Origin of the sequence: Marinovum algicola, from assembly GCF_900109145.1 — a bacterium.
Taxonomy (GTDB): Bacteria; Pseudomonadota; Alphaproteobacteria; order Rhodobacterales; family Rhodobacteraceae; genus Marinovum; species Marinovum algicola.
In genome coordinates this window covers 14006-37341 of sequence record NZ_FNYY01000028.1, presented here as the reverse complement: position 1 = coordinate 37341, position 23336 = coordinate 14006, and the positions used below count along the sequence as shown (strand labels likewise).

The window sequence follows — 23336 nt, the reverse complement described above, 5'->3', positions numbered from 1 at the left end:
GTGGGAACCTTCACGAATGAACCGGCGGAGATGTTTTCGGCCACAACGGAGGAGCGGATGCCGAGCAGCCCGCTCCGCCTTCTGCTCGTCGCTGCCGGTACACTCCTTGGGGTCGGGCTGTCCTTGAATCAAGTTTTTCAGCTGCGGGCCTTCGGGATCACCATTCTGGAAGGTCAGTACCTCTATCTTTTGGCCGCGGCCTTCTTCTCTTTGTCCTTTCTGGTTTTCGAGAGTGGCGCGTTGGGCTCCCGGGCGCGCGCGGTGGACTGGGGATTGATGGTGCTATCGCTGGCACTTTGCCTGTTTTTCGCAGCCAGCTCGGAACGGTCTCTGAACGAAGGCTGGGAATATGCGGCGCCGCGATCGGTGCAATTTGCATCTGTGATCTTCTGGGCGTTGATTATCGAGGCAACGAGACGCGCGGGCGGCATAACCCTTGCGGCAATCGTTTGCTCGGTCTCACTTTACCCCACGGCGGCCAGCCATTTTCCCGGTCCGCTCAATGGGTTTCAACAGCCGCTATTCGACACGATGGCCTATCACCTGATATCGTCGGAAAGCGTTTTTGGTATCCCAATGAAAAGCTTCGGAAAGCTGGTGGTTGGCTTTGTGCTGTTCGGCGCGGTTCTTTCAAGAACCGGCGGCGGCCAGTTTTTCAACGATCTTGCCTTTTCTCTGGTCGGGCACTTTCGGGGCGGAGCCGCCAAGGTAGCAATCTTTGCCAGTGGCTTCATGGGGTCGCTGGCGGGTTCGGTGATCTCTAACGTGTTGTCGACCGGAGCGGCTTCGATCCCGGCAATGAAGCGCAGCGGCTTCTCGGCAAAGACCGCCGCAGCAACGGAGGCCTGCGCGTCGACCGGTGGCGTGCTTATGCCGCCGATCATGGGTGCCACCGCTTTTGTCATGGCCTCGTTCCTGGGAATGCCCTACGCCGAGGTGGCGCTGGCCGCAGCCATCCCTTCGCTTTTGTTCTACTTCGGCCTTTTCATGCAGATCGACGCCTATGCTGCGGGCAAGGGGCTCCGCGGTTTGCCGCGCGAGGAATTGCCGCGACTAGGCGCAACTCTGCGCGGTGGCTGGACCTACATCCTGGTCTTCGGGTTGCTGATCTGGATGATGATCGGTTTGCGGGCCGAAACGCGCGCGCCCTATTTCGCAACTGCGTTGATGCTTTTTTTGAACCAGCTCTTACCGCAAAGCAGACTCGACTTTGCCGGACTGTGCAAGCTGGCGTGGAACGTTGGCGCCGCATTAGCCGAGCTGACCGCCATACTTATGGGCATCGGCCTGATCGTCGGCGCTTTTGCGGCGACCGGACTGGCGGGTACGTTGGTCAACGATCTCGTCTTCATTGCCGGGAATTCCAAGGTTGCCTTGTTGCTCATGGGGGCGGTTACCGCCTTTGTCTTCGGCATGGGGATGACCGTGACTGCGTGCTATGTTTTCCTTGCTGTGGTCCTTGCACCCGCCTTAGAGGCAACGGGGCTCGAACGCATCGTCGTGCATCTCTTCATTCTCTACTGGGGCATGGTCAGCTTCATTACGCCGCCGGTTGCCCTCGGCGCATTTTCGGCTGCGACGCTGGCGCGCGCGCGGCCCTTTGAAGTTGGTGTCGAATCCATGCGTCTGGGTGCGGTGATCTACATCATTCCGTTCTTCTTTGTGCTGGACCCGGCACTGGTCGGTCAGGGCAGCATCTCGGAAGTATTCGTGGCGCTTGCCAGTGCCTTAGTGGGCATCTGGCTGATGGCCTCCGGCTTTCGCGGCTACGTCGTTGGGTTCGGCCCACTGGGCAAGGGGCTGTGGGCCGCCGCGGGCCGGGGTCTGCTGATTGTGGGCGGGTTCCTTGTGGCTGTTCCCGGGCTGGCGACGCTCGGGCTGACTCACCTGGATACAGCCCTGATCGGAGCTGCACTGGCGGCTCCGGCCGTCTTTATGGCCCACGCGCGGTGCTCGTCTATGGGTCGCTTGCGGGGTGACGACCTTCCTCAATGAGTGCGGCAGCAGACCCTTGGAAATCGACTCGTTTGAGTTTTTATCAAGGAACCATGCGTTATAATCGTTTGCTTGTCAGCAGGGCTTTCGGGCACAGTTTTAATCACGCAACCCGTTGCAACCAAAGGCCACTTTCCATGCCTACGTCAAACGCGGCATGGGGATCCGGTCAACCGGTCGACGGAGACTGAGTGCGTACAGGCAGGAGGAGACTTGAATGTTAAAAATCGTTGCAGATCCCGATACCACTCCCGATCACATGAGTCCCGAGGAATGGCAGGCGCGCTGCGATCTTGCGGCCTGCTACCGCCTGACCGACATGTATGGCTGGTCGGACCTGTTCGGCACGCATATCTCGCTACGGGTACCGGGGACTGACCATTTCCTGTTGAACCCTTACGGCATGTTGTTCGAGGAAATCACCGCCTCGTCGCTCATCAAGGTCGACGAAGAAGGTAACGTGCTGGACCGTTCGGACTACCCGATCAACCCGGCGGGTTTCACCATCCATTCAGCTGTACACATGTCCGCGCAGCACATGAACGCAGTCATGCACACGCACACGCGCGCCGGCAATGCCGTGGCTTGCATGCGTGACGGCCTTCTGCCGAACAACCAGAAGGCCCTGACGATGCTACCATTCGTGGCTTACCACGATTACGAATCCATCGCGGTGAATCTGGAGGAACGCGAACGCATCGTACGCGATCTGGGCGACAGTCGTGTGCTGGTGCTGCGAAGCCACGGGCTGATGTCGGTGGGCCGTACTGTCGGCGAGGCCTTTTTGTGGATGGCACGCATGGAATCGGCTTGTTCCTACCAGATGGCCATTCTCAGCACCGGACAAGAGATCCAGCCCATCAACGAAGACATCCAACAGCTTGTGATGGAGCAATCGCGCGCCATTTTTGAGCGGGATAGTTTTGGCAGCAGCCGCGAGACCGAATGGCAGGCAATGCTGCGCAAGCTTGAACGCGCGCAGGGCAGGGACTGGATGCAGTGATCCGAGGATCGGGGAACCATCACCCTGCAGTGCCCAGAGACCTGCAGCGTAAGGAAGAGGAGGATTAGCCATCGATCTCGATCTAAAAGACCGAACGGTCCTTGTGACCGGAGGGAACCGCGGCATCGGCTTGGCCATCGCGCTGGGCTTTGCGAGCGAAGGTGCAAGAGTGGCGATCTGCGGTCGGGACCGCGAGGCGCTCGCCTCCGCCGGCCGCGCCATCGAAGAGTGCGGAGGCACGTCTTGGACGGTGGAGGCCGACCTCTTCACCGCTGACGGCTGTGAGCACGCCATCGCGAGCGTGGAGGAACGCTTTGGTGCCCTCGATGTGCTCGTCAACAACGCGTCGACAAACGTGGGCGGGCGACTGGAAGAACTCACAGACGAAAAGCTTGTCGAGAGGTTTATGGGCAAGACATTGGCGTCCATGCGGCTTGCACGCGCGGCCTTGCCGCATTTGCGCCGGTCCGGGCGCGGGCGTGTGATCTGCATCGGGGGTACCTCGGCCCGCGTCGCGCACCGGGAAGCCCTTCCTCAGGGACTAGGCAATTCCGCGTTGGCGAACTTTGCCAAGAACTTCAGCGCCGATGTCGCACCCGACGGCATCACCGTGAATGTGGTCCATCCGCCTTTCACCAAATCCGACAGATACCCGGCGCGGCTTGAAGCGCGCGCGAAGGAGCGGGGAATCTCTATGGAAGAGGCCGAGGCGTCTTTTATCGCGGACTTCCCTATCGGGCGTCTCGTGGAACCTGCCGACATTGCTCCGATGGTGCTTTTCCTGGCCTCCGCTCATGCATCTGCGGTGACCGGGCAGACAATTGCCGTCGACGGCGGGTCCAGTCCCGTGGTCGTTTATTAAGGCCATTCGGACGGAAGCAAAACAGCGAAGAAAAATGTAATACAATTAAGCCTAAGGCATTCTGTTTTTATGCCCAAGGGTATACCCGCATTGCGTTTATTTATTCGGACCATCCGAGGTTTAAGATGCTCTTTAATCCGTTTTGTGGAACGAGTTCATTTATGTGATGCCAAATCAATCCACGGAGGAACAAAATTGAAAATTTGGCAAATTGCCGCCACTGCGGCATTCATGGTATTAGGAAACGGCCATTCGGCACTGGCGGAGCTGAAGAACATTACCATCGGCACAAACCCTTCGGGGTCGACCTTCTATCTGATCGGTAGCGGCTTCGCGAAGGTTTTTCAGGAAGAACTCGGTATCCGATCGACCGCGCAGCCTTTCACCGGGGCGTCGGTCTATCTCCCCTCGATAAGCGTCGGGGATATCACACTGGGATTGGCGTCCACCGTTGAATCGGGTGTTGCCTACGAAGGCAAAGGAGACTTTCCACAGCCTATGACCGGGCTTCGCAGCATCGCGCGCGTCTGGAATATTCCTTATGCGTTTATCACCAAAGCGGAGTCCGGCATCATCACAGCGGACGACCTGCGCGGCAAACGCGTCATGGGCGACATGCCCGCCTCGCAAGCGGCGACCATGATAAATCAAGCCATGGTCAAATCCGGCGGCTTGGAGCTTGACGACGTGAACTTCATGACAAGCGGCGGATTGATGGACGGCATCAACGCTGTTGTCGAAGGCCGCGCCGACGCGGCGCCCGCCTCCACCGCAATGCCGGTACTGACCGAATTGCAGGCCTCGGTTCCGGGTGGGCTTCGGATTATCGGCAATGGTAGCGAGGCTAGCGACGAATTTTTTGCCAAAGAGATCTCTGGCGTCACAATAGGCACAGCGTTGCCTAGTGAAAAGCACCCTTTCATCATCGGCGAGACGGAGATCGTCTCGTACGATACGATGCTGATCACCAACGAAGCGATTTCGGAAGATGACGTTTACGCGATCACCAAGTCGCTCTACGACAACTGGGGTAGCTTGCAGAATGATATCGGGACGCTGCGTGGAATTGCACAGAACGAACTGGCTCTCGTAAATCCGTCGGTCCCCTATCATCCGGGTGCCATCAAATTCTACAAGGAAGTGGGCCTTTGGACCGACGCCCACGAAGAGAACCAGCCAGAGAATTGACCTGATAATGTATTGCATCTCCTTCCGATGCAAATCGGAAGGAGATGTTTCTCTGACGATGCTGTGTAGCCGGTGGAGCACGCTGTGAAGAAACTTGAATCGATTATCCTGACGGCCGCTCTGGTTTCCATGCCTGTTCTGAGTGTTGTCTGGGTTTTGAACCTGCCACAAACCTTCGGGATGCCGATCGTTACGCAGCAGGTCGTGGCTGTCATCCTTGGTCTTTCCGTTGCTGCCGGTCTGCTGGCGCATCCCTATTCTCCCCGGCACCTCTGGATCGATGTCATTCTGGCGCTGGCTGGAGCTGCGGCATGGTTCTGGTATGCTTACAATTTCAAACCGTGGATGGTCACGATGGCGTTCCGTACGCCAGATATTTGGGGTCCAGGTCTTATCGGCTTGCTGTTGCTGGCTGAGGCTCTGCGCAAGTCAATGGGCCTCATCATAGCGGCACTGGTCTGGGTCATCACTGCCTACGGTTTTTTCGGCGACGCTGTACCCGGAATGTTACAGGCGTCGGTCTTCGCGCCGACGCGGACGATCATCTATCTCTACGCCGACAGCAACGGCGTGCCGGGCTTGGTGGTGACGGTGATCGTCACACTGGTGGTGCCATTCATGATTTTCGGCAAGGCGATGGAGATTGCCAACGGCATGACCTTCTTCAATAATCTCGCGTTGGCCGCGGTCGGACACCGGCGTGGCGGACCTGCGAAGGTTTCTGTGGTGGCATCCGGTTTTTTCGGTATGATGTCCGGCTCCACGGTTGCAAACATCATGTCGACTGGCATCTTCACTATTCCCATGATGGTAAAGACCGGCATGAAACGCGTGCAGGCCGCAGCAATCGAGGCGACCGCCTCGAACGGCGGCCAAGTCGCGCCGCCGATCATGGGCGCCACGGCGTTCATCATGGCCGAAGTTCTGCAAGTGCCATATTCCGAGATCGTCATAGCGGCCTCGATTCCGGCATTTCTCTATTTCCTAACGTTGTTTTTCAAGGTCGATGCAATGGCCTACAAGAACAACCAGAAGGGGCTTGACCGTTCCGAGTTTCCGACGATCAGAGAAACCCTCCGGGACGGCTGGGAGATCCTGATTTCGCTGGGCGTCCTGATGTATTTATTGTTCATGACCAATGCGAACCCAGGGCATTGCGCGTTGATCGCGTCGGGGGTGATGATTGCGGTCAATGCAGTCAAGATACGATTCAGGTTCGATCTGAATGAGCTCTGGAATGCGCTTGTGAACCTTGGACGTGAACTTGGCCCCTTGATGCTGATCGGCGGTGCCGCCGGTGTCATCATCGGCCTGCTCAACTCCACGGGTTTCGCATTCCAGCTTTCGCTGGCACTGACCCATATAGCGTCTGCCTATGGTCTGATGGCGCTGCTGGTGTTGAGCGCTTTAGTCGCCATTGTGCTAGGGATGGGGATGCCCACCGCCGCGGTCTACATCGTGCTTGTCACAGTAGTGGCTCCGACAATGACAAAACTTGGGGTCGAGCCGATCGCCGCCCATATGTTTCTTCTCTATTTCGGTTTGATGAGTATGGTAACACCACCGATTGCTATCGGCAGCATTGTTGCGGCGCGCCTCGCCCAAGCAAATATGTGGACTACCGGTTTCCTAAGCATGCGGCTCGGCATCGTTGCCTATATCCTGCCCTTCGTATGGGTCTATAATCCAGCGCTTTTGATGCAGGGGACACCCATGGAGATTGCGGTGACGCTCTTCAACACCGTGGTCGCCTCTTATCTGCTCAAGTTGTCGATGCTGCGCTCGCCTTATAGCGGTGTGCCGAACTGGCTCTACGAAGCGGCGATGATGGTTGCTGGTTTAGCCGTCATGGCCGCAACCGCAGTTTTTGGAGGTATGGGTATCTGGACTGTCATAGTAACCGCGGGTGGGCTGGCGCTTGCCGCGTTAATTCTGTGGTGCAACCACTTAAAAGCGGGCGTCGTGGCAACCCGGTCTCACAGCGTGACGCAGATCAGTGGACTGTCCCAGTATGGCGGCACTCCGTCCGATATCATCGATGGGCCGAAACCCTAGGGCGCCAACGATGGAATTGGTCATTGCGAGCGGAATTGGTGCCGAGTTTGATGCCCAGCTGAGGGTTCGAGTGCCCGGAACTTCGATCCGGGCTGTAATTGCACAAACCCCGTGGGACATATCGCCAGAGGCCACGGTCGTCCTGGTGACCCCATCGCCCGCGTGGAGGGATGCGCCTGAGGCCATCCCCACAAGTTGGGGTCGGGTGAATATGCTCATGTCGATGTCTGCGGGCATGGATATGTACCCGCGCTGGGTGCTTGACGTCCCCGTTATATCCTGTGGCCGTGGTTTCACTTCGGACGTGATCGCGGAATACGTGCTGGGCGCGATGCTGAACCACGAAAAGGGCTTTTTACGCCATCGGGTGCGCTCTTCCTCGGCAATGGAAACAAGCTGGGTCGGCAGCCTGAAAGGTGCGACCCTCGGCATTGCCGGATTCGGGTCCATCGGTGGTGAAGTGGCGCGCCGCGCTTTGGCCTTCGGGATGAATATACGCGCCTATCGCCGGTCTGACACGGCCTTGCCCGACGGCATCAAGGCGGCCGCGTCGCTGCGCGACCTCGCGGGTTTCAGCGACCACCTGGTCATAGCCATGCCGCTGACCGAGGAGACTCGGAAGAGTATTGGTCGAAAGGTGTTTCAGGCCGCGAAACCGGGATTGCACCTCGTCAACGTCTCGCGTGGCGCGATCCTTGACCTTGACGCGCTGCGGCGCAGCCTGGAGACCGGGACGGTTGCGGCGGCGACGTTAGATGTCACCGATCCTGAGCCGTTGCCGGAGGGCCATTGGGCCTATGGGGATGAGCGCTTTATCATCACGCCGCATATGTCCTGGCAGGGAGGTGCCGAGACCGAGGCGCGCAAGCTTGATACTCTGGCCGAGAACCTGCGCCGCATCATGGACGGTCGCGAGATTCTCAATCGTTTTGATGCGTGCCGGGGTTACTGACTCAGCCCCGCTTCTCCGATCCTTCGAAGGAGTTTTTCGGAGCAAGGGGCAAGGTATTTCATGAAATCTATAGAAAAATATGGATTCACCGGCTTCCTTGGAAAGGATAGGGAATAAAGTTTCCGATACTTTTCTTATTACCCGATTGATTTTTTGTCACGAGACGATGCGCTTTAATCGATTGCCTAACAGGCCGGGCGGCCACGACAGTGGATTGCGGAACCTACTGCCAACGAGGGAACTTTCCATGATCAAGCTGAGCATCAATGGCGCGATACATGAAATCGATGATCCGAACATGCCGCTTCTCTGGGCGATACGGGAACAGGCGGGCCTGACCGGCACCAAGTTCGGATGCGGCGCGGGACTGTGCGGATGCTGCACGGTCCATATTGACGGCGAGGCGGTGCGGTCCTGCATCACGCCTGCGGGCGACGCCGTGGACAAGTCCGTCACCACTATCGAAGGCCTCGCGTCGGGCGGAGTCCCGCACCCTCTGCAGGAGGCATTCGTCGCCGAGAACGTGCCCCAGTGCGGCTATTGCCAGTCGGGCCAGATCATGGCCGCCGCGGCCTTCCTGCAAGAGAACCCGTCGCCCACGGACGAAGAGATTCGCGAAGGCATGGGCAACCTGTGCCGCTGCGGCACCTACCTGCGCATCCAGGCGGCCATCGCACGGGCGGCCCGTACAGGTACGGAGGAAAAGCTATGACCCGGCAGGCTTCCGAACTACAGAACGTGTCAGGCCTCAGCCGGCGCGCCTTCCTCGGCACCGGGATTTCCGCAGGCGCCATGGTATTGACCGTCGGGCTGCAAGGCGGCGCGCTGAAGGCGGGAGAGAAGCAGGCAAGCCAGCAGTTGAATGCCTTCGTGGCGATTGAACCTGACGGGACAGTGTCAGTCTTTATCCCCTTCGTCGAGATGGGCCAGGGCGTTCATACCTCGCTGGCAATGTTGATCGCCGAAGAACTCGATGTGCCGATGGCGCAGGTGAAGGTGAAAGAGGCGCCGCTGGGTCCTGAATATCGGCTGCATTGGGACGGCGCCGTGCGCTATACGGGCAGCAGCCTCACCATCAAGGACGGATTTATGCCCATGCGCAAGGCGGGCGCAGCTGCCCGCGCGATGCTGCTTCAGGCGGCGTCAGAAGAATGGGGCATTGCCGTCGAAGAGCTTCTGACCGAAGCAGGCGAGATTTCGCACCTTTCGAGCGGCCGCAAGGCGGCCTACAGCACATTCGTGACGAGAGCGGCAGAGAACGCCCCGCCGCTTAATGTTCCGCTGAAGAAGTCGGCGGATTTCAAACTGATTGGCACGCCGACCGACCGGCTCGACATGGTCGAAAAAACCAACGGTACCGCGCAGTTCGCCATTGATGCGTCTCCGCCAGACATGCTTGTTGCTGCAATCCTGCAATCGCCGGTCTTTGGCGGCCGCATTCGCGCGCTTGACAAGGACGCCGCTCTCGCAATGCCGGGGGTAGTGGCGGTCGAGGCGATCCCCAACGGCACCTCCAGCTTCGTCGACTACGTGCTGGCCCCACCGGACCATCAGCCAAACGATCCGACAGGCACGGTGGCGGTCGTGGCGGATAGTTTCTGGCACGCCAAGTCCGCGCTTAAGGAAGTCACAGTGGAATTCGAAGGCGGCGCCGAGGCGGCCTCTGACCAAGCGTTCTCGGCACGGCTCCGATCCCGGGTGGGTGAACAAGGCGTAGCGGCGGAGGAGGCCGGCGACGTCGACGCCGCCTTGGCAGACGCAGCCATCCGAATTGAAGCCGATTACGAAGTGCCCCTCGCTGCCCACATGGCGATGGAGCCGATGAGCTGCACCGCTTTGTACGAGGGCGACCGCTGCACACTTTGGACGGGTCATCAGAGCGCGGACTGGGTGGCCACTGTCGCGTCAAAGATCCTCGCAATCCCGACAGAAAACGTAAAGGTGGTCACGCCCTATCTCGGCGGCTCTTTCGGCCGCAAGAACAACGCCGACTATGTCGTGCAGGCAGTCAGCCTTGCCAAGCGCTTCCCAGGCCGTCCGATCAAGGTCATCTGGACGCGCGAGGAAGACACTAAGCACGATTTTTATCGGCCCCAGGTACTCGGGCGGTTACAGGCCGGCTTCGATGCCAACAACAATCCGACCGTCTTTCGACAAATCAACATCGGAGATGGGCCACAGCGCCACGCAGGATTTGCCGCAGGCCAGCCCTTTGACCACTCGGTCATGGACAGCTCTGCCAACCAGCCGTACGATATTCCGAACAAGCGCACGGAATACCTTCTGGAAGAGAACGCCGTGCCGCTTGGCTTTTGGCGATCGGTGGGCGGCGCACACAACGGCTTTTTTATCGAGTCCTTCGTCGACGAAATGGCCCATGCGGTCGGCGAAGACCCGGTGGCTTTCCGGAGGCGTCTGCTGAGCAAATCACCACGCTTCGCGGCAGTCCTGGACAAGGTCATCGAGATGGCGAACTGGCGCGGCGCACCTTGGATGGCCGATGACGGACGCCAACACGCAATGGGCGTGGCGCTGCACGAGGATCATTATACCATCGTAGGCGAGATCGCCGAGGTATCGCTTGACGAGTACGGCATGCCTAAAGTGCACAAGGTTTGGTGCGCGGTGGATTGTGGAACCGTGGTCAACCCGTCGTCCGCGGCCATGCAGGTGGAAAGCGGCATTGCCTTCGGTCTTTCCGCAGCACTGATGGAGAAGGTAGAGGTGCAAGAGGGCGCCGTCGTCAACAGCAACTTCCACGACTACCCGGTACTGACGGCGCAAGAAATGCCACAAATCGACGTGGCGTTCATAGAACGCGACGCCGCGCCCACCGGGCTCGGCGAACCGGCAACGCCTCCGATTGCGGCCGCGGTCTGCAACGCCCTTTTCACCTTGACGGGCAAGCGCATCCGGACCTTGCCGATCCAAGCTGCGCTCTCCTGATTGAGGCGCGGGCTTGGCGACTACGGGTGCCGCGCTGATCCGGTATCGGTTGCCTCACTCTAACGTCATTGCACGGGCGGGCCTTCATCTGGAAGGCCCGCCCAATCTCCGTCGGCCTGGCGGTAAAACTCAACCAGCCTCGCGGAGACCTCAGTGCACTTCCAGACATAAAAGTTATTCAGTTTCAAAGCTTTATCGTCACGCCAGGGCGTTGAGATTTTGTCAATCTCCGATGCGATTAAATCGTTTGCCGGAGCACTCGGACGCCCACTAATACTGGAAACACGACAAGAAAAGCTTGGAAAGGTAGAAATTGTGGTACCGAGCGAAATGAAAGCCATTGAGAATTCGAAGAACGACGAAGCCGTTGCCTATGGCAGCGATCATGTTGGCGGTGATTGCAGGGGAGAAAATTTCTTTACCATTGATCCAAGCTTTCAGGCGCTTCTAAAACTGTATTTGAGCGAAGACGAGCAGAAGCACTTCTGGCCGCATTTCGAACGCTTGGGCGACTTGGCAGGCGGAACGCTGGATGAATGCGCCGACCTGTGTGACAAGCATCCCCCCGTTTTGCACGATCGCGACCGCTTTGGCCGGGACAGGCAGTGGATTGAATACCACCCGGCCTACCGCGAAATGGAACGGATCGGCTTTTACCAATACGGGCTTCATGCCGCGCCGCATAGACCGATCCTGGGATGGCCTACGCCGGTGTCGCCACTAGTGAAATTCGGTTTGCACTACATTTTCTCGCAGGCGGAGTTCGGTTTGATGTGCCCCATCGGGGTCACCGAATTGGCGGCGATGCTCGTCTTCCGCTATGGCTCGCCGCAATTGATCGAACAATATGGCAACAAGATGGTGTCGCTCGACCCCAAGGAACTGCTCCAAGGTGCCCAGTTCATGACGGAAAAGGCCGGCGGTTCCGATGTCGGCGCCAACGAACTTATGGCGCGCTTTGACGGTTCCGACTGGCGCCTCCACGGGGAGAAATGGTTCTGCTCGAACCCTGATTGCGGCGCTGCGGTTCTGCTGGCGCGCGTCGAGGGCGATCCGGATGGAACCAAGGGATTGACCGCGTTCCTCGTGCCCAAAGATCTGCCAGACGGGTCGCGCAACGACTACCGGATCGCGCGGCTTAAAAACAAAATGGGTAGCAAGTCGCTGGCCAGCGGCGAGATCATCTATGAAGGTGCCGTCGCTTACATGCTAGGCAAGCAAGGCCAAGGCATCAAGATCCTGTTGGATCAGGTCAACCTGTCGCGCCTGTCGCACGGCGTCCGTGCCGCGGCCACGATGCGCCGGGCACTCAATGAATCTCTGGCCTTCGCGGGATCCCGCCGCCTGTTCGGGAAACCGGCGTTAGATCAGCCGTTGATGCGCAGGCAACTGGTGCAGTTGCTGGTCTGGACCGAGCAAGCCCTGTCGACCAGCTTCTATGGCGGCGACGTCCTGCAACGAGAAGAGCAAGGCTGCGAAAAGGCCAAACTGATCACCCGGATCATCACCCCGACCATCAAGATGCGCAGCAACCGTGATAACGTGAAAGCGGCTACCAAGGCGCTGGAGATACGCGGCGGCAACGGGGTGATCGAGGATTGGACGAATTCCCGCCTGCTGCGAGATTCCTTTGTCCCGGTGAACTGGGAAGGCACCAGCGTCATCAACGCCATTGACGCGCTGCGCCGCGCGGTAGGCAAGTGCGGCGCACACCTGGCGCTCAGGGATGAGCTGCACCGCCTCACCGCCGAGGCGACCCTGGTAAGTCAGGACTACCGCGACCGGCTGGACACGCTGTCGGACCAGGCCATCGACTTTGCCGCGAAGGTCGCCGGGTCTGATGTCGGCGAAGCGCTGTACCGCCAAGCCACGAGCATGCTCTATCACGCACTCAGTGCCACGCTGTTGGCTTGGGAGGCCGACAGATCGGCGCGCGACGGCAGCGATGCGCGGCGCTTGCTGATCTCGCGCATGGTTGTCGATCACCGGTTGGACCCGGCACCCGTCATGGCGCAAGACGCGGCAGCGACGTGGGAGGACGAGGCCATCGATATCCTGCTGTCGAGGCAGCCGATGAGCATGGAAGAGGCCAACGCACTGATCAGCCGCTAGGCCGCCGGATCCCTGAACTACGCCGGATAGGCCCGCCCCACGGTACGACGGCGGCGGGCACCGCATAACCCTTATTAGACACGACCACGATGGAGTTTCCGCGATGAGTATATTAGACGGAACCGATGCGCTTTTCATTGGCGGCAATTGGGTGCCCGCTCAATCCTCGTCTCGGCTGGAGGTGATTTCCCCCGTCTCCGAGCGTGTCATTGCCACCGTGCCCAGAGGCTCTGCTGCCGATGTCGACGCTGCGGTTGCTGCAGCCCGGCGCGCTTTTGATGCGGGCCCCTGGCCCCGGATGACAGTGGCTGAGCGGGTCGAGGGCGTGGGCCGCCTTCGCGCCGTGTTCGAGAGCCGCAAGGAGGAGATGGCCCAAGCGATCACCGCGGAAATGGGCAGCCCGATTACCCAGTCTTGCACCATCCAGACCACGGTGCCGCTGATGATGCTTGATGAGCAGCGCCAGATAGCGACAGAGAGCTATCCATGGAGCGAACTGCGCCGGTCGGCCTCGGGCAACGCCCTTGTGACCCGCACGCCCAAAGGTGTCGCCGCGCTGATCACACCATGGAACGCCCCCATGATAACGATAATCCACAAACTCGGCCCCGCGCTGCTTGCGGGGTGTACCGTCGTGCTGAAACCGGCGTCGCTGGCACCGCTCAGCGCATACCTGCTGGCTGAGATGGTCGAGGAAGCCGGCCTGCCCGAGGGCGTGGTGAACGTCATCACAGTGGATCGCGGCGAGGCCGAGTACCTGGCGTTGCATCCCGGCGTAGATAAAGTCACCTTCACCGGTTCCACGTCCGCCGGTCGCCACCTTGCGGCCAAGTGCGGCGAACTCCTGCGGCCTATCACGCTTGAGCTCGGCGGAAAATCAGCCGGGATCGTGCTTGACGACGCCGACATCCCCGAAACGGTCGAGGCATTAAAGCTTCTGTCCTTCCGCAACTCTGGCCAGATCTGCACGCTGAAGACGCGGGTGCTGGTGTCTAAGGCACGTGAACGAGAGTTCGTCGAAGCGCTGGCTGAAATGGTCGGCTCACTGCCCGTAGGCGACCCCATGGACCCGAACACTCATGTAGGACCGATGGCCAGCCAAAAGCAGCGTGACAGTGTCGAATCCTACATCGAGGCGGGCATCAACGATGGCGCTCGCGCTGTCATTGGCGGCGTTGGGCGCCCTAAGGGACTTGACAAGGGCTGGTTTGTGCAGCCGACCCTGTTTGCCGAAGTCGAACCCAATTCTCGCATCGCACAGGAAGAGATCTTCGGCCCTGTGCTCTCAGTCCTCTCCTACGAAGACGAGGATGAGGCGGTGGAGATCGCCAACAACTCGGTCTACGGCCTGAGCGGCGCTGTGTTCTCAGAGGACATAGGCCATGCCGTTTCCATTGCCAACCGGGTCAAGACAGGCGTGTTGGAAGTAAATGGCGCACCCTTCGGATTCCACGCGCCGTTCGGCGGGGTCAAGCAGTCCGGCATCGGGCGGGAAAGCGGATGGGAAGGGTTCGAGCCTTACGTTGAAGCCAAGTCTATCGGCCTGCCTAAGCACTACGCCGACAGTCTTGAGCGGGCATGACAGCTGCCTTCGCGCCTCTCGTCAACGTCATCCTGGTGCTGCCGATCGGCCTGAGTGGCGGCTTGCTTGCGCAATGGGGTGGGCTGCCATTGCCGTTCCTTCTGGGCAGTGTGCTGGCATCGGCGGCCTTTGCCGTCGCTACTTGGGAAAGAACTGGCAGGCCAGTGCGGATTCCGCAAATGTTGCGCAAGGTTTTCATCGGCGTTATCGGCGTCCTGATCGGTGCGAAATTTTCCGCCGACGTTCTGGCGATCGCAGCCACGCTCTGGCTGTCCTTTGGCGCTATGGCGCTATTTGTGGCGCTGGCGTTTCTCAGCAGTTACCTGATTTTCCGGCGGATCGGCGGCTACGACCGTGTGACATCGGTGTTCTGCGCCATGCCCGGCGGTCTTATCGAGGCTGTAGCGTTCGGTGAAAGGGCAGGGGTCGATGTCCGGCTCTTGACCGTGCAGCATCTTGCGCGTGCGCTTTTAGTTGTGTTGATCGTGCCCTTTGGCTTCGCCGTGTTTTCGGGTGAAACCGTGGGTGGCGTTTCGGCGGTGGAGGTCCCGTCCGGCTGGCGCGATCTTGGTATTGTTGGCGCCGCAGTGTTGGCGGGTCTGACCTTGGGCGGGCTGCTGCGCCTGCCCGCATCGCAGCTGATGGGGCCGCTACTGCTGAGCGGGGTTCTTCATGCCACCGGGGTAATCGACGTTCACGCGCCGACGTGGCTGCTCGCTCTGGCCCAGGTGGCCGTTGGCTGCGGGCTGGGTTCGTCTTTCTCGGGTGCCTCGCTTGACTTGCTCGGCAAAGCCTTTGCGATGAGCCTGCTATCGGTGAGCCTAACGCTTGGTCTCAGCGTTGGCTTTGCCTTCGGCCTTCAGGCCGCCATTCCGTTGGATTTCGCAGCTCTGGTTATCAGCTTTGCGCCCGGTGGGATCACCGAGATGAACCTGATCGCCCTAAGTCTTGGGATCAGCCCGGTCATCGTCGCAACTCATCACCTGTTCAGGATCGTTCTGACCGTCGCCTTGGCGAACGCGATGTGGCGATGGGGACTAAACCGGGCCTAGACAACGCGTCCGCCTAGCTTTCGCGGCGCCGAAAGAGACCGTTGCCGATGGCGATCACATCGCGTTCCAACACGCGGGTGCGAAAGCTGCCGTCGTCCCAGATTTCAGTGCGCAGTGTCTCGCCGGGATAGACGGTAGCGGTAAATCGTCCGTCCATCGCGCCAAATTGCATCGCGTCGTAATTACAAACCACCGCCAACAACGCATGCGCCGCACATCCAAATGTGCACAGCCCGTGCAGGATCGGACGCTCGAACCCCGCCTTAGCCGCCACGCGGGGGTCGAGGTGCAGCGGGTTCGGGTCGGCGTTCCACCTGTAATATAGCGCTTGCTCTGGCCGCGTGGCCGTCTCGAATACGTGGTCCGGCGGGGTTTCGGGTAGGCTGTTCGCCTTCTTCACCGGGCCGCTCGGCCCACCGAACCCGCCATCGCCGCGTAAGAAGATGGTCGATCGGCAAGTCGCGAGTTTCACGCCGCTCGCGACATTAACGATCTCCTTTTCGAGGTAGAGCAGAGCGCCTTTACCTGTGCCCTTATCCACCAACCCGGTCACCCGGGTCTTGCCAGAAATCCGGGCGTTTGGTGGAATTGGCTGGTGGATGGTAAAGCCCTGCTCGCCATGCACGAGCCTGAGCGCATCGACGCCGGTCGCGGGGTCGCCCAGCCAGAATCCCGGATGCCCCAGCACGTTGACGATGGCCGGCAGCGCCCGCACATCGTCGGCCAACGCACCAACGTAGGAAAGCTGCCGCAAATCCGTTGGATCCTGCCCAATCCCCACGGTCAGTCCGAAGCGCGCGACCTCTTCGGTGCCATAGCTTTGCTGCACCTTGGGAATGTCGAATTTCATCAGAGTGTCATAGTTAATTGTCAACGGCTTGCTCCTGTTCGACATCCAGTTCGATCACCGCATCGAGCGCAAAGGCGCCCTGACCTTCGGGCATGGCCAGCACCGGATTGAGATCGACCGATACAAGCCGGTCCCCGGCCCCGGCGGCAAAGACGGATAGGTTTGATAGCATCTTCGCCAGAGCGTCTATATCTGCTGGCTCTGCGCCGCGTGCACCCTGCAGCACCGACGCATGGCGGATCGAAAGTATCATTTCGCGAGCCTCCTCGGATCCGAAAGGACAGGCACGCAGGGCCACATCGTTCAGGAGCTCGACAAAGATGCCACCAATCCCGAAGACCGCCATCGGCCCGAATGTCGGATCGCGGTTGATGCCCATCAGACATTCGATCCCGCCCGACAATTGCTTTGCGACCAACACACCGCTTATCCGGGCGCCGGGCACATGTGCCGCCGCCTCGAGAATTGCGGCATGGGCATCCCGCACGCCATCGGCGTCGCAGATATTCAGCTTTACCGCACCGATGTCGGATTTGTGGAGAATGTCAGGCGACAGGATCTTCATCACCACCGGGTAGCCGAAGCGGGCGGCCGCGGCGACCGCCTCCTCGGCGGTCTGAACTGCCTGCTCGGGTGCGGCGGCAATGCCCGCCTCTGCCAGAATCGCTTTGGCTCCTGCTTCGTCGGGTGGGGTAGTGGGCAGGTTGACCGGCCGGACCAGCGGCGGCTTGGCCGGACCTACCTGCGTCCGCGCTGCACCGTGTCGCAGCACTGCGTCGAGCGCGCGTACTGCGCGGCAAGGGTCGTTGAAAACGAGGATTCCCGCGTCATCATATCGGCGCAGCACCTGCGGATCGCCAAGCGCGCAGATGGCCAGAATGCGGTCGGGGTACTGCGCGCGCAATGGTGCCAGCGCATTCAGGATCACTTCTGAAATCTCGCGACTGCCCGCTACATAGGTCAGAAAGCACAGCACTGCACCATAGCCGCCGTCTTCCAGCCCGGCACGGGTAAACTGCTCCAGCAGCGCTGGTTCGTTCAGCGCCTGCGCCGTGCAATCGAGCGGGTTGACCGCCGAGGCATAAGGCAGCAGGTCGAGCAGCCTGGCCTGCGCCGCTTCGGGCATGGGGGGCATCGGCAGGCCAATCCGTTCGGCTTCGTCGCTGGCCACGATCCCCGCGCCGCCGCTGACAGTGACCACGCCCAGCGAATGCCGCGCCGGCAGCACCATCCTCGATGCCGCATAAGCGATGTCCATCATCGATTCCGGGTCACGCAGGATGATCGCGCCATGGTCTGACAAGACCGCGTCGGCCACCACCGCGTCGCCGGTAAGCGATGCGGTATGCGACGCCGCGGCGCGTGCGCCAATTTCCGAGCGGCCCGATTTCAGCAACAGCACCGGCTTGCCGGCGTCTCTTGCGATGTCCAGTGCGGCCAGCAGCCGCGACGCGTCGTTGATCGCTTCCATATAACTGCAGATCACGTCAATAGTGTCGCTTTCCGCCATCCAGCATATCGCGTCGGCGACGGTGATGTCGGCCTCGTTTCCGGTGGTGATGAGCACCGAGCAGCCCAAGCCGAGGTCACGTGCCAGCGCGCCCAGATGCGCGCCAAAGGCGCCGGATTGGCTGGCGATCCCGATGTTGCCGGGCAGCGGAAATCCGGAGTCGAGCGATGAGGAAAAGGTGCCAAAAAAGTTGATGTTGGTGTTGTAAACGCCCAGAGTATTTGGCCCCAGAAGCCGCATGCCGTACCTGTGCGCCCGCGCGACGAGATCACGCTGCGCAGCCTCGCCCTCGGCGCCGGTCTCGGCAAAGCCCGCCGAGAAAAGAGTCGCCGCCTTGCAGCCCTTGCGCCCCAGCGCTTCGATTGACTCGGGCACCAGCTTTGCCGGTACGGCGATCAGCGCAACATCAGGGGCCAACGGCAGGGAATCTACGTCGGGAAAACAGGGCAGGCCCTGCACCATCTCTTTTTTCGGGTTCACTGGCAGGATGCGGCCTGCGAAGCCCGCCTTTAGCATCGCGGCAATCGGGCGACCGCCAATGCGCGTCGGGTTGTCGGACGCTCCGATGATGGCAACGGAGCGTGGCGCGATAAGGCCATCGACCGGCGATTTGCCGGTCATAGCGCCGCCTCCGACCCCAGCACCACTGTGCATTGGCTGGACAATGTCCCGCCGTTGCCGTGGCAAAGCGCGAGGTTGCACTCCTCCTGCTGGCGCGCACCGGCCTCGCCTCGGATTTGCGCCACCGCCTCGGCGATTAGAAACAAGCCGTACATTCCGGGGTGCACACAAGATAGTCCGCCGCCGTTGGTATTCACCGCCAACTCGCCGCCCGGCGCGATGCGCCCGTCGCGAACGAACCGCCCACCTTCGCCCTTGGGGCAGAACCCGAGGTCTTCGAGGAACAGGATCGTTGTGATGGTGAAGGCGTCGTAAAGCATCAACAAATCCAGCTCGTCATGCCCGACGCCCGCCATCTCCATCGCCCGCGGTCCGCTTTCGGCTGCTGCGGTGGTGGTAAGGTCTGGCATGGCGACGATCGACCGGTGATAGTTGGCGCCACCGCCGCCGAGGAAATAGACCGGTTTGCCAGGCAAGTCCCGGGCACGGTCGGCGCGCACCAACACACAGGCTGCCGCACCGTCGGTGACGAGGCAGCAATCGGCCTTGCTCAGCGGGTCTGAGATCATCCGCGCCGAAAGGACGTCGTCCTTGGACAGCGGGCCACGCGCGAAGGCTTCGGGGTTCAGGTTGGCCCAGCCGCGCGCGGCCAGTGCCACTTCGGCCAAGTCCTCGCGGGCGGTGCCGAACTCGGCCATGTGCCGGCTCGCGGCCAGCGCATAGGCGGTGATCGGGTGGCGCGGTTTATAGGGGGTCTCGTGCCATTGCGGCTCGCTCATCGACACCAGCCCTCCGCCCGCAGTGCGCTGGTTTGACCCGTAGCAGACGAGCGCCGCGTCGCAGAGACCCGCCTCGAGCGCAAGCGTTGCCTGCAAGAGATGCATCTCAAAGCTGGACCCGCCGACATTGGTGCCGTCGAAGAAACGTGGTCGGAGGCCGAGGTATTCGACCACGCTCATGGTCGGATAGGCATGGTTGGACGTGGCCGCAAAGACGCCGTCAATGTCCTGCAGTTTCAGACCGGCATCATGCACGGCTTTGACTGCGGACTGACCGATCAGCTCGATCGCGGAAAAGCCCGGCGCCTCGCCGACCCCGGCGGTTGCCATGCCGACAATGGCGGATTTGCCTCTGATGTTGTCCCGGGTCATGCGGACGCCTCCTTTGCCAGATCAAAGACCACGCGCGGTCCATTCGCGGTCATTTCGATACGTGCTTTCACTGGCGCGCCGATCTCCGCGGTTTCTACGTCGGGCAGAGTGGACATCATGCGCACGCCTTCATCGAGATCGACAAGAGCCACGTTGCGCGCCCCTTTGCGGGCGCGGTTAACGGTAATGGCATAGATCGTCCCCGTACCGCGGGCTTCCACCCACTCCAGATCAGTTGCGCCGCTAGGAGAGGTGACCTTCGGCCAGAAAAGGTACTCGCCGGTGCTTGCGGCGCGCTGTATCATGAAACGGCCTTCGGCAAGAAACGCCTCGTAGGCGGCTTGCGGTCCAAGGCGGGATTTTTCGGTATCTGTCATTTCTGCCAATCGTCTCCTAGTTTTGATCTTCCCGGTTCGGCTTCTGGTCAATCGGCCCGTTGCGTCAACGTGCGGCGGGCAATGACCAGTTGCTGGATCTGGCTGGTGCCTTCGTAGATGCGCAGCAGTCGGATATCGCGGTAGAGACGCTCGATATCATACTCCGTCATGTACCCGGCGCCGCCGTGGATTTGCAGCGCCCGGTCCGCTATGCGGCCCGCGGCCTCCGTGCAAAAATACTTGGTGCAGGACGCCTCGATGATGGCCTTTCCTTCACGATCGAACGTGTCCGCCGAAGCTCGGACAAGCGCCCTCGCGGCATGTAGCTCGGCCTGACAATCCGCCAGAAGCCCCTGCACCAGTTGGTGCTCGCCAATCGGCTTGCCGAATTGCTTGCGCGTCAATGCATAGTCTGTCGCGATGTCGAGCATGCGCTGGCTCTGGCCGACGGCCATGGCACCAACATGAATGCGGCCCCGGTCCAACACGCGCATCGCTGTACGAAATCCGCAGTTCAGATTGACAGGTCCACCGATGATTGCGCTCTCGGGGACCCGCACGTCTTCGAAGATCACGTCGGAGGTCTTGGTGCCGCGCTGTCCGAGCTTGCTGTCCGGCTTGGCAACGGTGATGCCCGGCGTATTGGCTGGCACGATGAAGGCCGACACGCCGCCGGCACCCGGCTCGTTCGGATCTGTTCGCGCAAAGACGGTGAACAGCTCTGCGCGGACCGCGTTGGTGATGAAACGCTTGGTCCCATTGATGAGGAAATCGCTGCCGTCCTTACGGGCGGAGGTGCGGATGCCGCCGGCGTCTGATCCATTGTCGGGTTCGGTCAGCGCGAAGGCCGCAATCACGTCACCGCTCGCAACGCCCGGCAGCCATTGTTCCTTTTGCGCAGGCGTCCCGTCCATGACGATTCCTTGCGAGCCGATACCCACGTTGGTGCCGATCAGCGACCGGAAAGTCAGCGAAGCATAGCACAACGCCTCGATCAGCCGCGCCTCCTGCGGCACGTTAAGACCGATTCCGCCGAATTCCTCGGGCGTCGACAGGCCGAACAGCCCCATCTCCTTCATCTCGGCCACAATCTCGTCGGGGATGTTGTCCTCTTCCTCGACCCGGCGCTCAGCCGGAATCAGGCGTTCGCGGGCAAACCGGTCGACCGTCGAGACAAGCTGTTCGAAAACCTCACCATCCACTCCTGACGCCATCTCATTTCTCCCTCAGGCTGCCTATCGTCTCCTATTGCACTACCAAAATTTTTCTGTAGGGTAAATACCATTCTGTATAGGATATGATATGAGCAGCCAAGACGGACAGAAATTGGTGCCTGCGGTCCAGAACGCAATGACCATCATGCGGTTGCTTTCTGCTGCCGGAGCGCCGATGGGCGCGACGCAAATCGCCCGCGAGACCGGGTTAAATGTCTCGTCGGCATTCAACATTTTGCGTACACTGAACCACGGGGGCCTACTGAGCTTCGATCCTGAGGCCAAGACCTACACAATCGGCATGGGGCTTATGGAGTTCGCCGCGCCGCTTCTGGGTGCCAATCCGAGCGACCTGATCCGACCCACCCTGACGGCCATCGCGCAAGAGCACCGGGTGGCCGTCGCGCTTTGGCAAATCACCGCCAATGAACGCATTGTGCTGATCGACCGCTTCAGCGCCCCTAATATCGTGCAGGCCGTCATGGCGCGCAGCAGCCGCCTGCCGGTTTTCGCGGGCGCCATCGGGCGGGTCTATGCCGCGGCACTTGAACTGACCGAGGCCCAAACCCGTGCCGGGTATGAAAACGTTCGCTGGCAGAATGCGCCGGGTTTCGACACCTACTGGCAGGACGTTCAGGCCGCCCGGGAGAGTGGCACGGCAAAGGACCCTGGCAACCTGTTCCGCGGGCTCGACATCGTCGCGGCCATGGCGCTCGATGCAACCCACGTGCCACGGCTCGGAATGAGTAGTATCACGATCACGGGCCAGCAGACCGACGAAAGCCTTGACCAGGTCGGTGCCGCACTGGCCGATGCCGCCCGGCAAATCGAGCGCGGTGTCTTCGGCCGCACCTCAAAAGATTGAACATGTTCCGCAAATATTAAGGAAAAGGCAGAGAACCCATGTCTGACAATAAACCCCTAGACGACAAGGTCATACTGGTAACCGGTGCCGGTGGTGGCATCGGCCGTGCCATCGCCATAGAGGCCGCCAAAGCCGGGGCCGCCGTCGTCATCAACGACATCGGCGCCTCGCTCGACGGCCGACGAGAGTCCAGCGCAGCAGCGCAGGACGTCGTAGCCGAGATCGAGAAAATCGGCGGCCGCGCGGTCGCCAATGGCGATGATGTCTCGGACCCGGACGGCGCCAGTACGATGGTACGCCAGGCAACGGACACCTACGGGCGGCTCGACGCCGTAGTAAATAACGCGGGCATCCTGCGCGACGGTTTCTTCCACAAGATGTCGTATCAGGATTTCGACGCGGTCGTGAAAGTACACCTCTACGGCACGTTCAACGTGAGCCGCGCCGCCGCCGATGTGATGCGCGAGCAAGGAACGGGAAGCCTGATCCACATGACGTCGACCTCGGGGCTGATCGGCAACCTCGCTCAGGCCAACTATTCCGCGGCCAAGCTCGGCATCACGGCGCTGTCAAAATCCATGGCGCTTGACCTACAGCGATGGAACATCCGCTCGAACTGCATTGCCCCCTTCGCCTGGAGCCGCATGACCTCGTCGATCAAGGTCGACAGCCCAGAACAGGAGGCGCGTGTCAATCGCATGAAAGAGATGCGGCCCGAGAAGATCGCACCCTTGGCGATGTTTCTGGCCTCGAACGAGGGCGCCGACACGACAGGCCAAGTATTTGCAGTGCGCAATAACGAGATATTCCTGATGTCCCAGCCACGCCCGCTGCGTTCCGCGCATCGCGGCGAAGGCTGGGACTTCGATAGCGTGGCACAACACGCAATTCCCGCGCTAAAGCCGGATTACATGCCGCTTACAGTGTCGGGGGACGTGTTCAGCTGGGACCCAGTCTAAGCCGCTGTGCGGCCTCGATCCGCTTGCTAAGGCAAGCGGCGA

General features: G+C 60.6%; 18 protein-coding genes. 13 read left to right on the top strand and 5 right to left on the bottom strand.

The features are described 5' to 3' along the window. The 11 genes from BMW90_RS23390 to BMW90_RS23340 all read left to right on the top strand — a co-directional run bounded on the left by BMW90_RS23390 (window position 1) and on the right by BMW90_RS23340 (window position 15747). A complete protein-coding gene (locus BMW90_RS23390) occupies window positions 1–1995 on the top strand; it encodes a TRAP transporter permease (RefSeq protein ID WP_244526602.1) in 1995 nt (664 codons plus the stop codon). Window positions 1996–2212: 217 nt separating this feature from the next. Next, entirely contained in the window at window positions 2213–2998 is a 786-nt protein-coding gene (locus BMW90_RS23385) for a class II aldolase/adducin family protein (RefSeq protein ID WP_074839811.1), read from the top strand. A gap of 103 nt (window positions 2999–3101) precedes the next feature. After that, entirely contained in the window at window positions 3102–3860 is a 759-nt protein-coding gene (locus tag BMW90_RS23380) for an SDR family NAD(P)-dependent oxidoreductase (RefSeq protein ID WP_275937330.1), read from the top strand. 195 nt (window positions 3861–4055) lie between these two features. Then, window positions 4056–5048, top strand: a complete 993-nt coding sequence (locus BMW90_RS23375) for a TAXI family TRAP transporter solute-binding subunit (RefSeq protein ID WP_170850616.1) — start codon at window positions 4056–4058, stop codon at window positions 5046–5048. Between the two features lie 84 nt (window positions 5049–5132). Beyond that, window positions 5133–7103 carry a TRAP transporter permease gene (locus BMW90_RS23370; RefSeq protein ID WP_139211533.1) on the top strand — a complete coding sequence of 657 codons (1971 nt, stop codon included), beginning with the start codon at window positions 5133–5135 and terminating at the stop codon, window positions 7101–7103. Window positions 7104–7320: 217 nt separating this feature from the next. Continuing rightward, on the top strand, window positions 7321–8055 hold the full coding sequence (locus BMW90_RS23365) for an NAD(P)-dependent oxidoreductase (protein WP_170850615.1): 735 nt from the start codon (window positions 7321–7323) through the stop codon (window positions 8053–8055). Between the two features lie 247 nt (window positions 8056–8302). Then, window positions 8303–8767, top strand: coding sequence for a (2Fe-2S)-binding protein (locus BMW90_RS23360; protein ID WP_074839802.1), 465 nt, complete (start codon window positions 8303–8305; stop codon window positions 8765–8767). After that, window positions 8764–11001 carry a xanthine dehydrogenase family protein molybdopterin-binding subunit gene (locus BMW90_RS23355; RefSeq protein ID WP_074839799.1) on the top strand — a complete coding sequence of 746 codons (2238 nt, stop codon included), beginning with the start codon at window positions 8764–8766 and terminating at the stop codon, window positions 10999–11001. Before BMW90_RS23360 ends, BMW90_RS23355 begins: the two co-directional genes overlap by 4 nt. 330 nt (window positions 11002–11331) lie before the next feature. Further along, window positions 11332–13113, top strand: coding sequence for an acyl-CoA dehydrogenase family protein (locus tag BMW90_RS23350; protein ID WP_074839797.1), 1782 nt, complete (start codon window positions 11332–11334; stop codon window positions 13111–13113). A gap of 103 nt (window positions 13114–13216) precedes the next feature. After that, window positions 13217–14695: an aldehyde dehydrogenase gene (locus BMW90_RS23345; protein WP_074839794.1), complete on the top strand. Its 1479-nt coding sequence runs from the start codon at window positions 13217–13219 to the stop codon at window positions 14693–14695. Further along, entirely contained in the window at window positions 14692–15747 is a 1056-nt protein-coding gene (locus BMW90_RS23340; RefSeq protein WP_074839791.1) for an AbrB family transcriptional regulator, read from the top strand. Before BMW90_RS23345 ends, BMW90_RS23340 begins: the two co-directional genes overlap by 4 nt. 13 nt (window positions 15748–15760) lie before the next feature. Here BMW90_RS23340 and BMW90_RS23335 read toward each other — a convergent pair whose 3' ends face one another. Genes BMW90_RS23335 through BMW90_RS23315 form a run of 5 tightly spaced genes read right to left on the bottom strand, consistent with a single transcriptional unit; the run spans window position 15761 to window position 21470 of the window. After that, window positions 15761–16597: a MaoC/PaaZ C-terminal domain-containing protein gene (locus BMW90_RS23335; protein WP_244526601.1), complete on the bottom strand. Its 837-nt coding sequence runs from the start codon at window positions 16595–16597 to the stop codon at window positions 15761–15763. 13 nt (window positions 16598–16610) lie between these two features. Next, a complete protein-coding gene (locus BMW90_RS23330) occupies window positions 16611–18728 on the bottom strand; it encodes an acetate--CoA ligase family protein (RefSeq protein WP_074839788.1) in 2118 nt (705 codons plus the stop codon). After that, entirely contained in the window at window positions 18725–19879 is a 1155-nt protein-coding gene (locus BMW90_RS23325; protein WP_074839786.1) for a thiolase, read from the bottom strand. Before BMW90_RS23325 ends, BMW90_RS23330 begins: the two co-directional genes overlap by 4 nt. After that, on the bottom strand, window positions 19876–20256 hold the full coding sequence (locus tag BMW90_RS23320; RefSeq protein WP_074839784.1) for a Zn-ribbon domain-containing OB-fold protein: 381 nt from the start codon (window positions 20254–20256) through the stop codon (window positions 19876–19878). Before BMW90_RS23320 ends, BMW90_RS23325 begins: the two co-directional genes overlap by 4 nt. Before the next feature lie 47 nt (window positions 20257–20303). Next, window positions 20304–21470, bottom strand: coding sequence for an acyl-CoA dehydrogenase family protein (locus tag BMW90_RS23315; RefSeq protein WP_074839782.1), 1167 nt, complete (start codon window positions 21468–21470; stop codon window positions 20304–20306). Between the two features lie 88 nt (window positions 21471–21558). On the opposite strand from BMW90_RS23315, the gene BMW90_RS23310 reads away from it, so the two are divergent. Continuing rightward, a complete protein-coding gene (locus BMW90_RS23310; protein WP_074839781.1) occupies window positions 21559–22335 on the top strand; it encodes an IclR family transcriptional regulator in 777 nt (258 codons plus the stop codon). Between the two features lie 38 nt (window positions 22336–22373). After that, window positions 22374–23294, top strand: a complete 921-nt coding sequence (locus tag BMW90_RS23305; RefSeq protein ID WP_074839780.1) for an SDR family NAD(P)-dependent oxidoreductase — start codon at window positions 22374–22376, stop codon at window positions 23292–23294. Window positions 23295–23336: the final 42 nt, after the last annotated feature.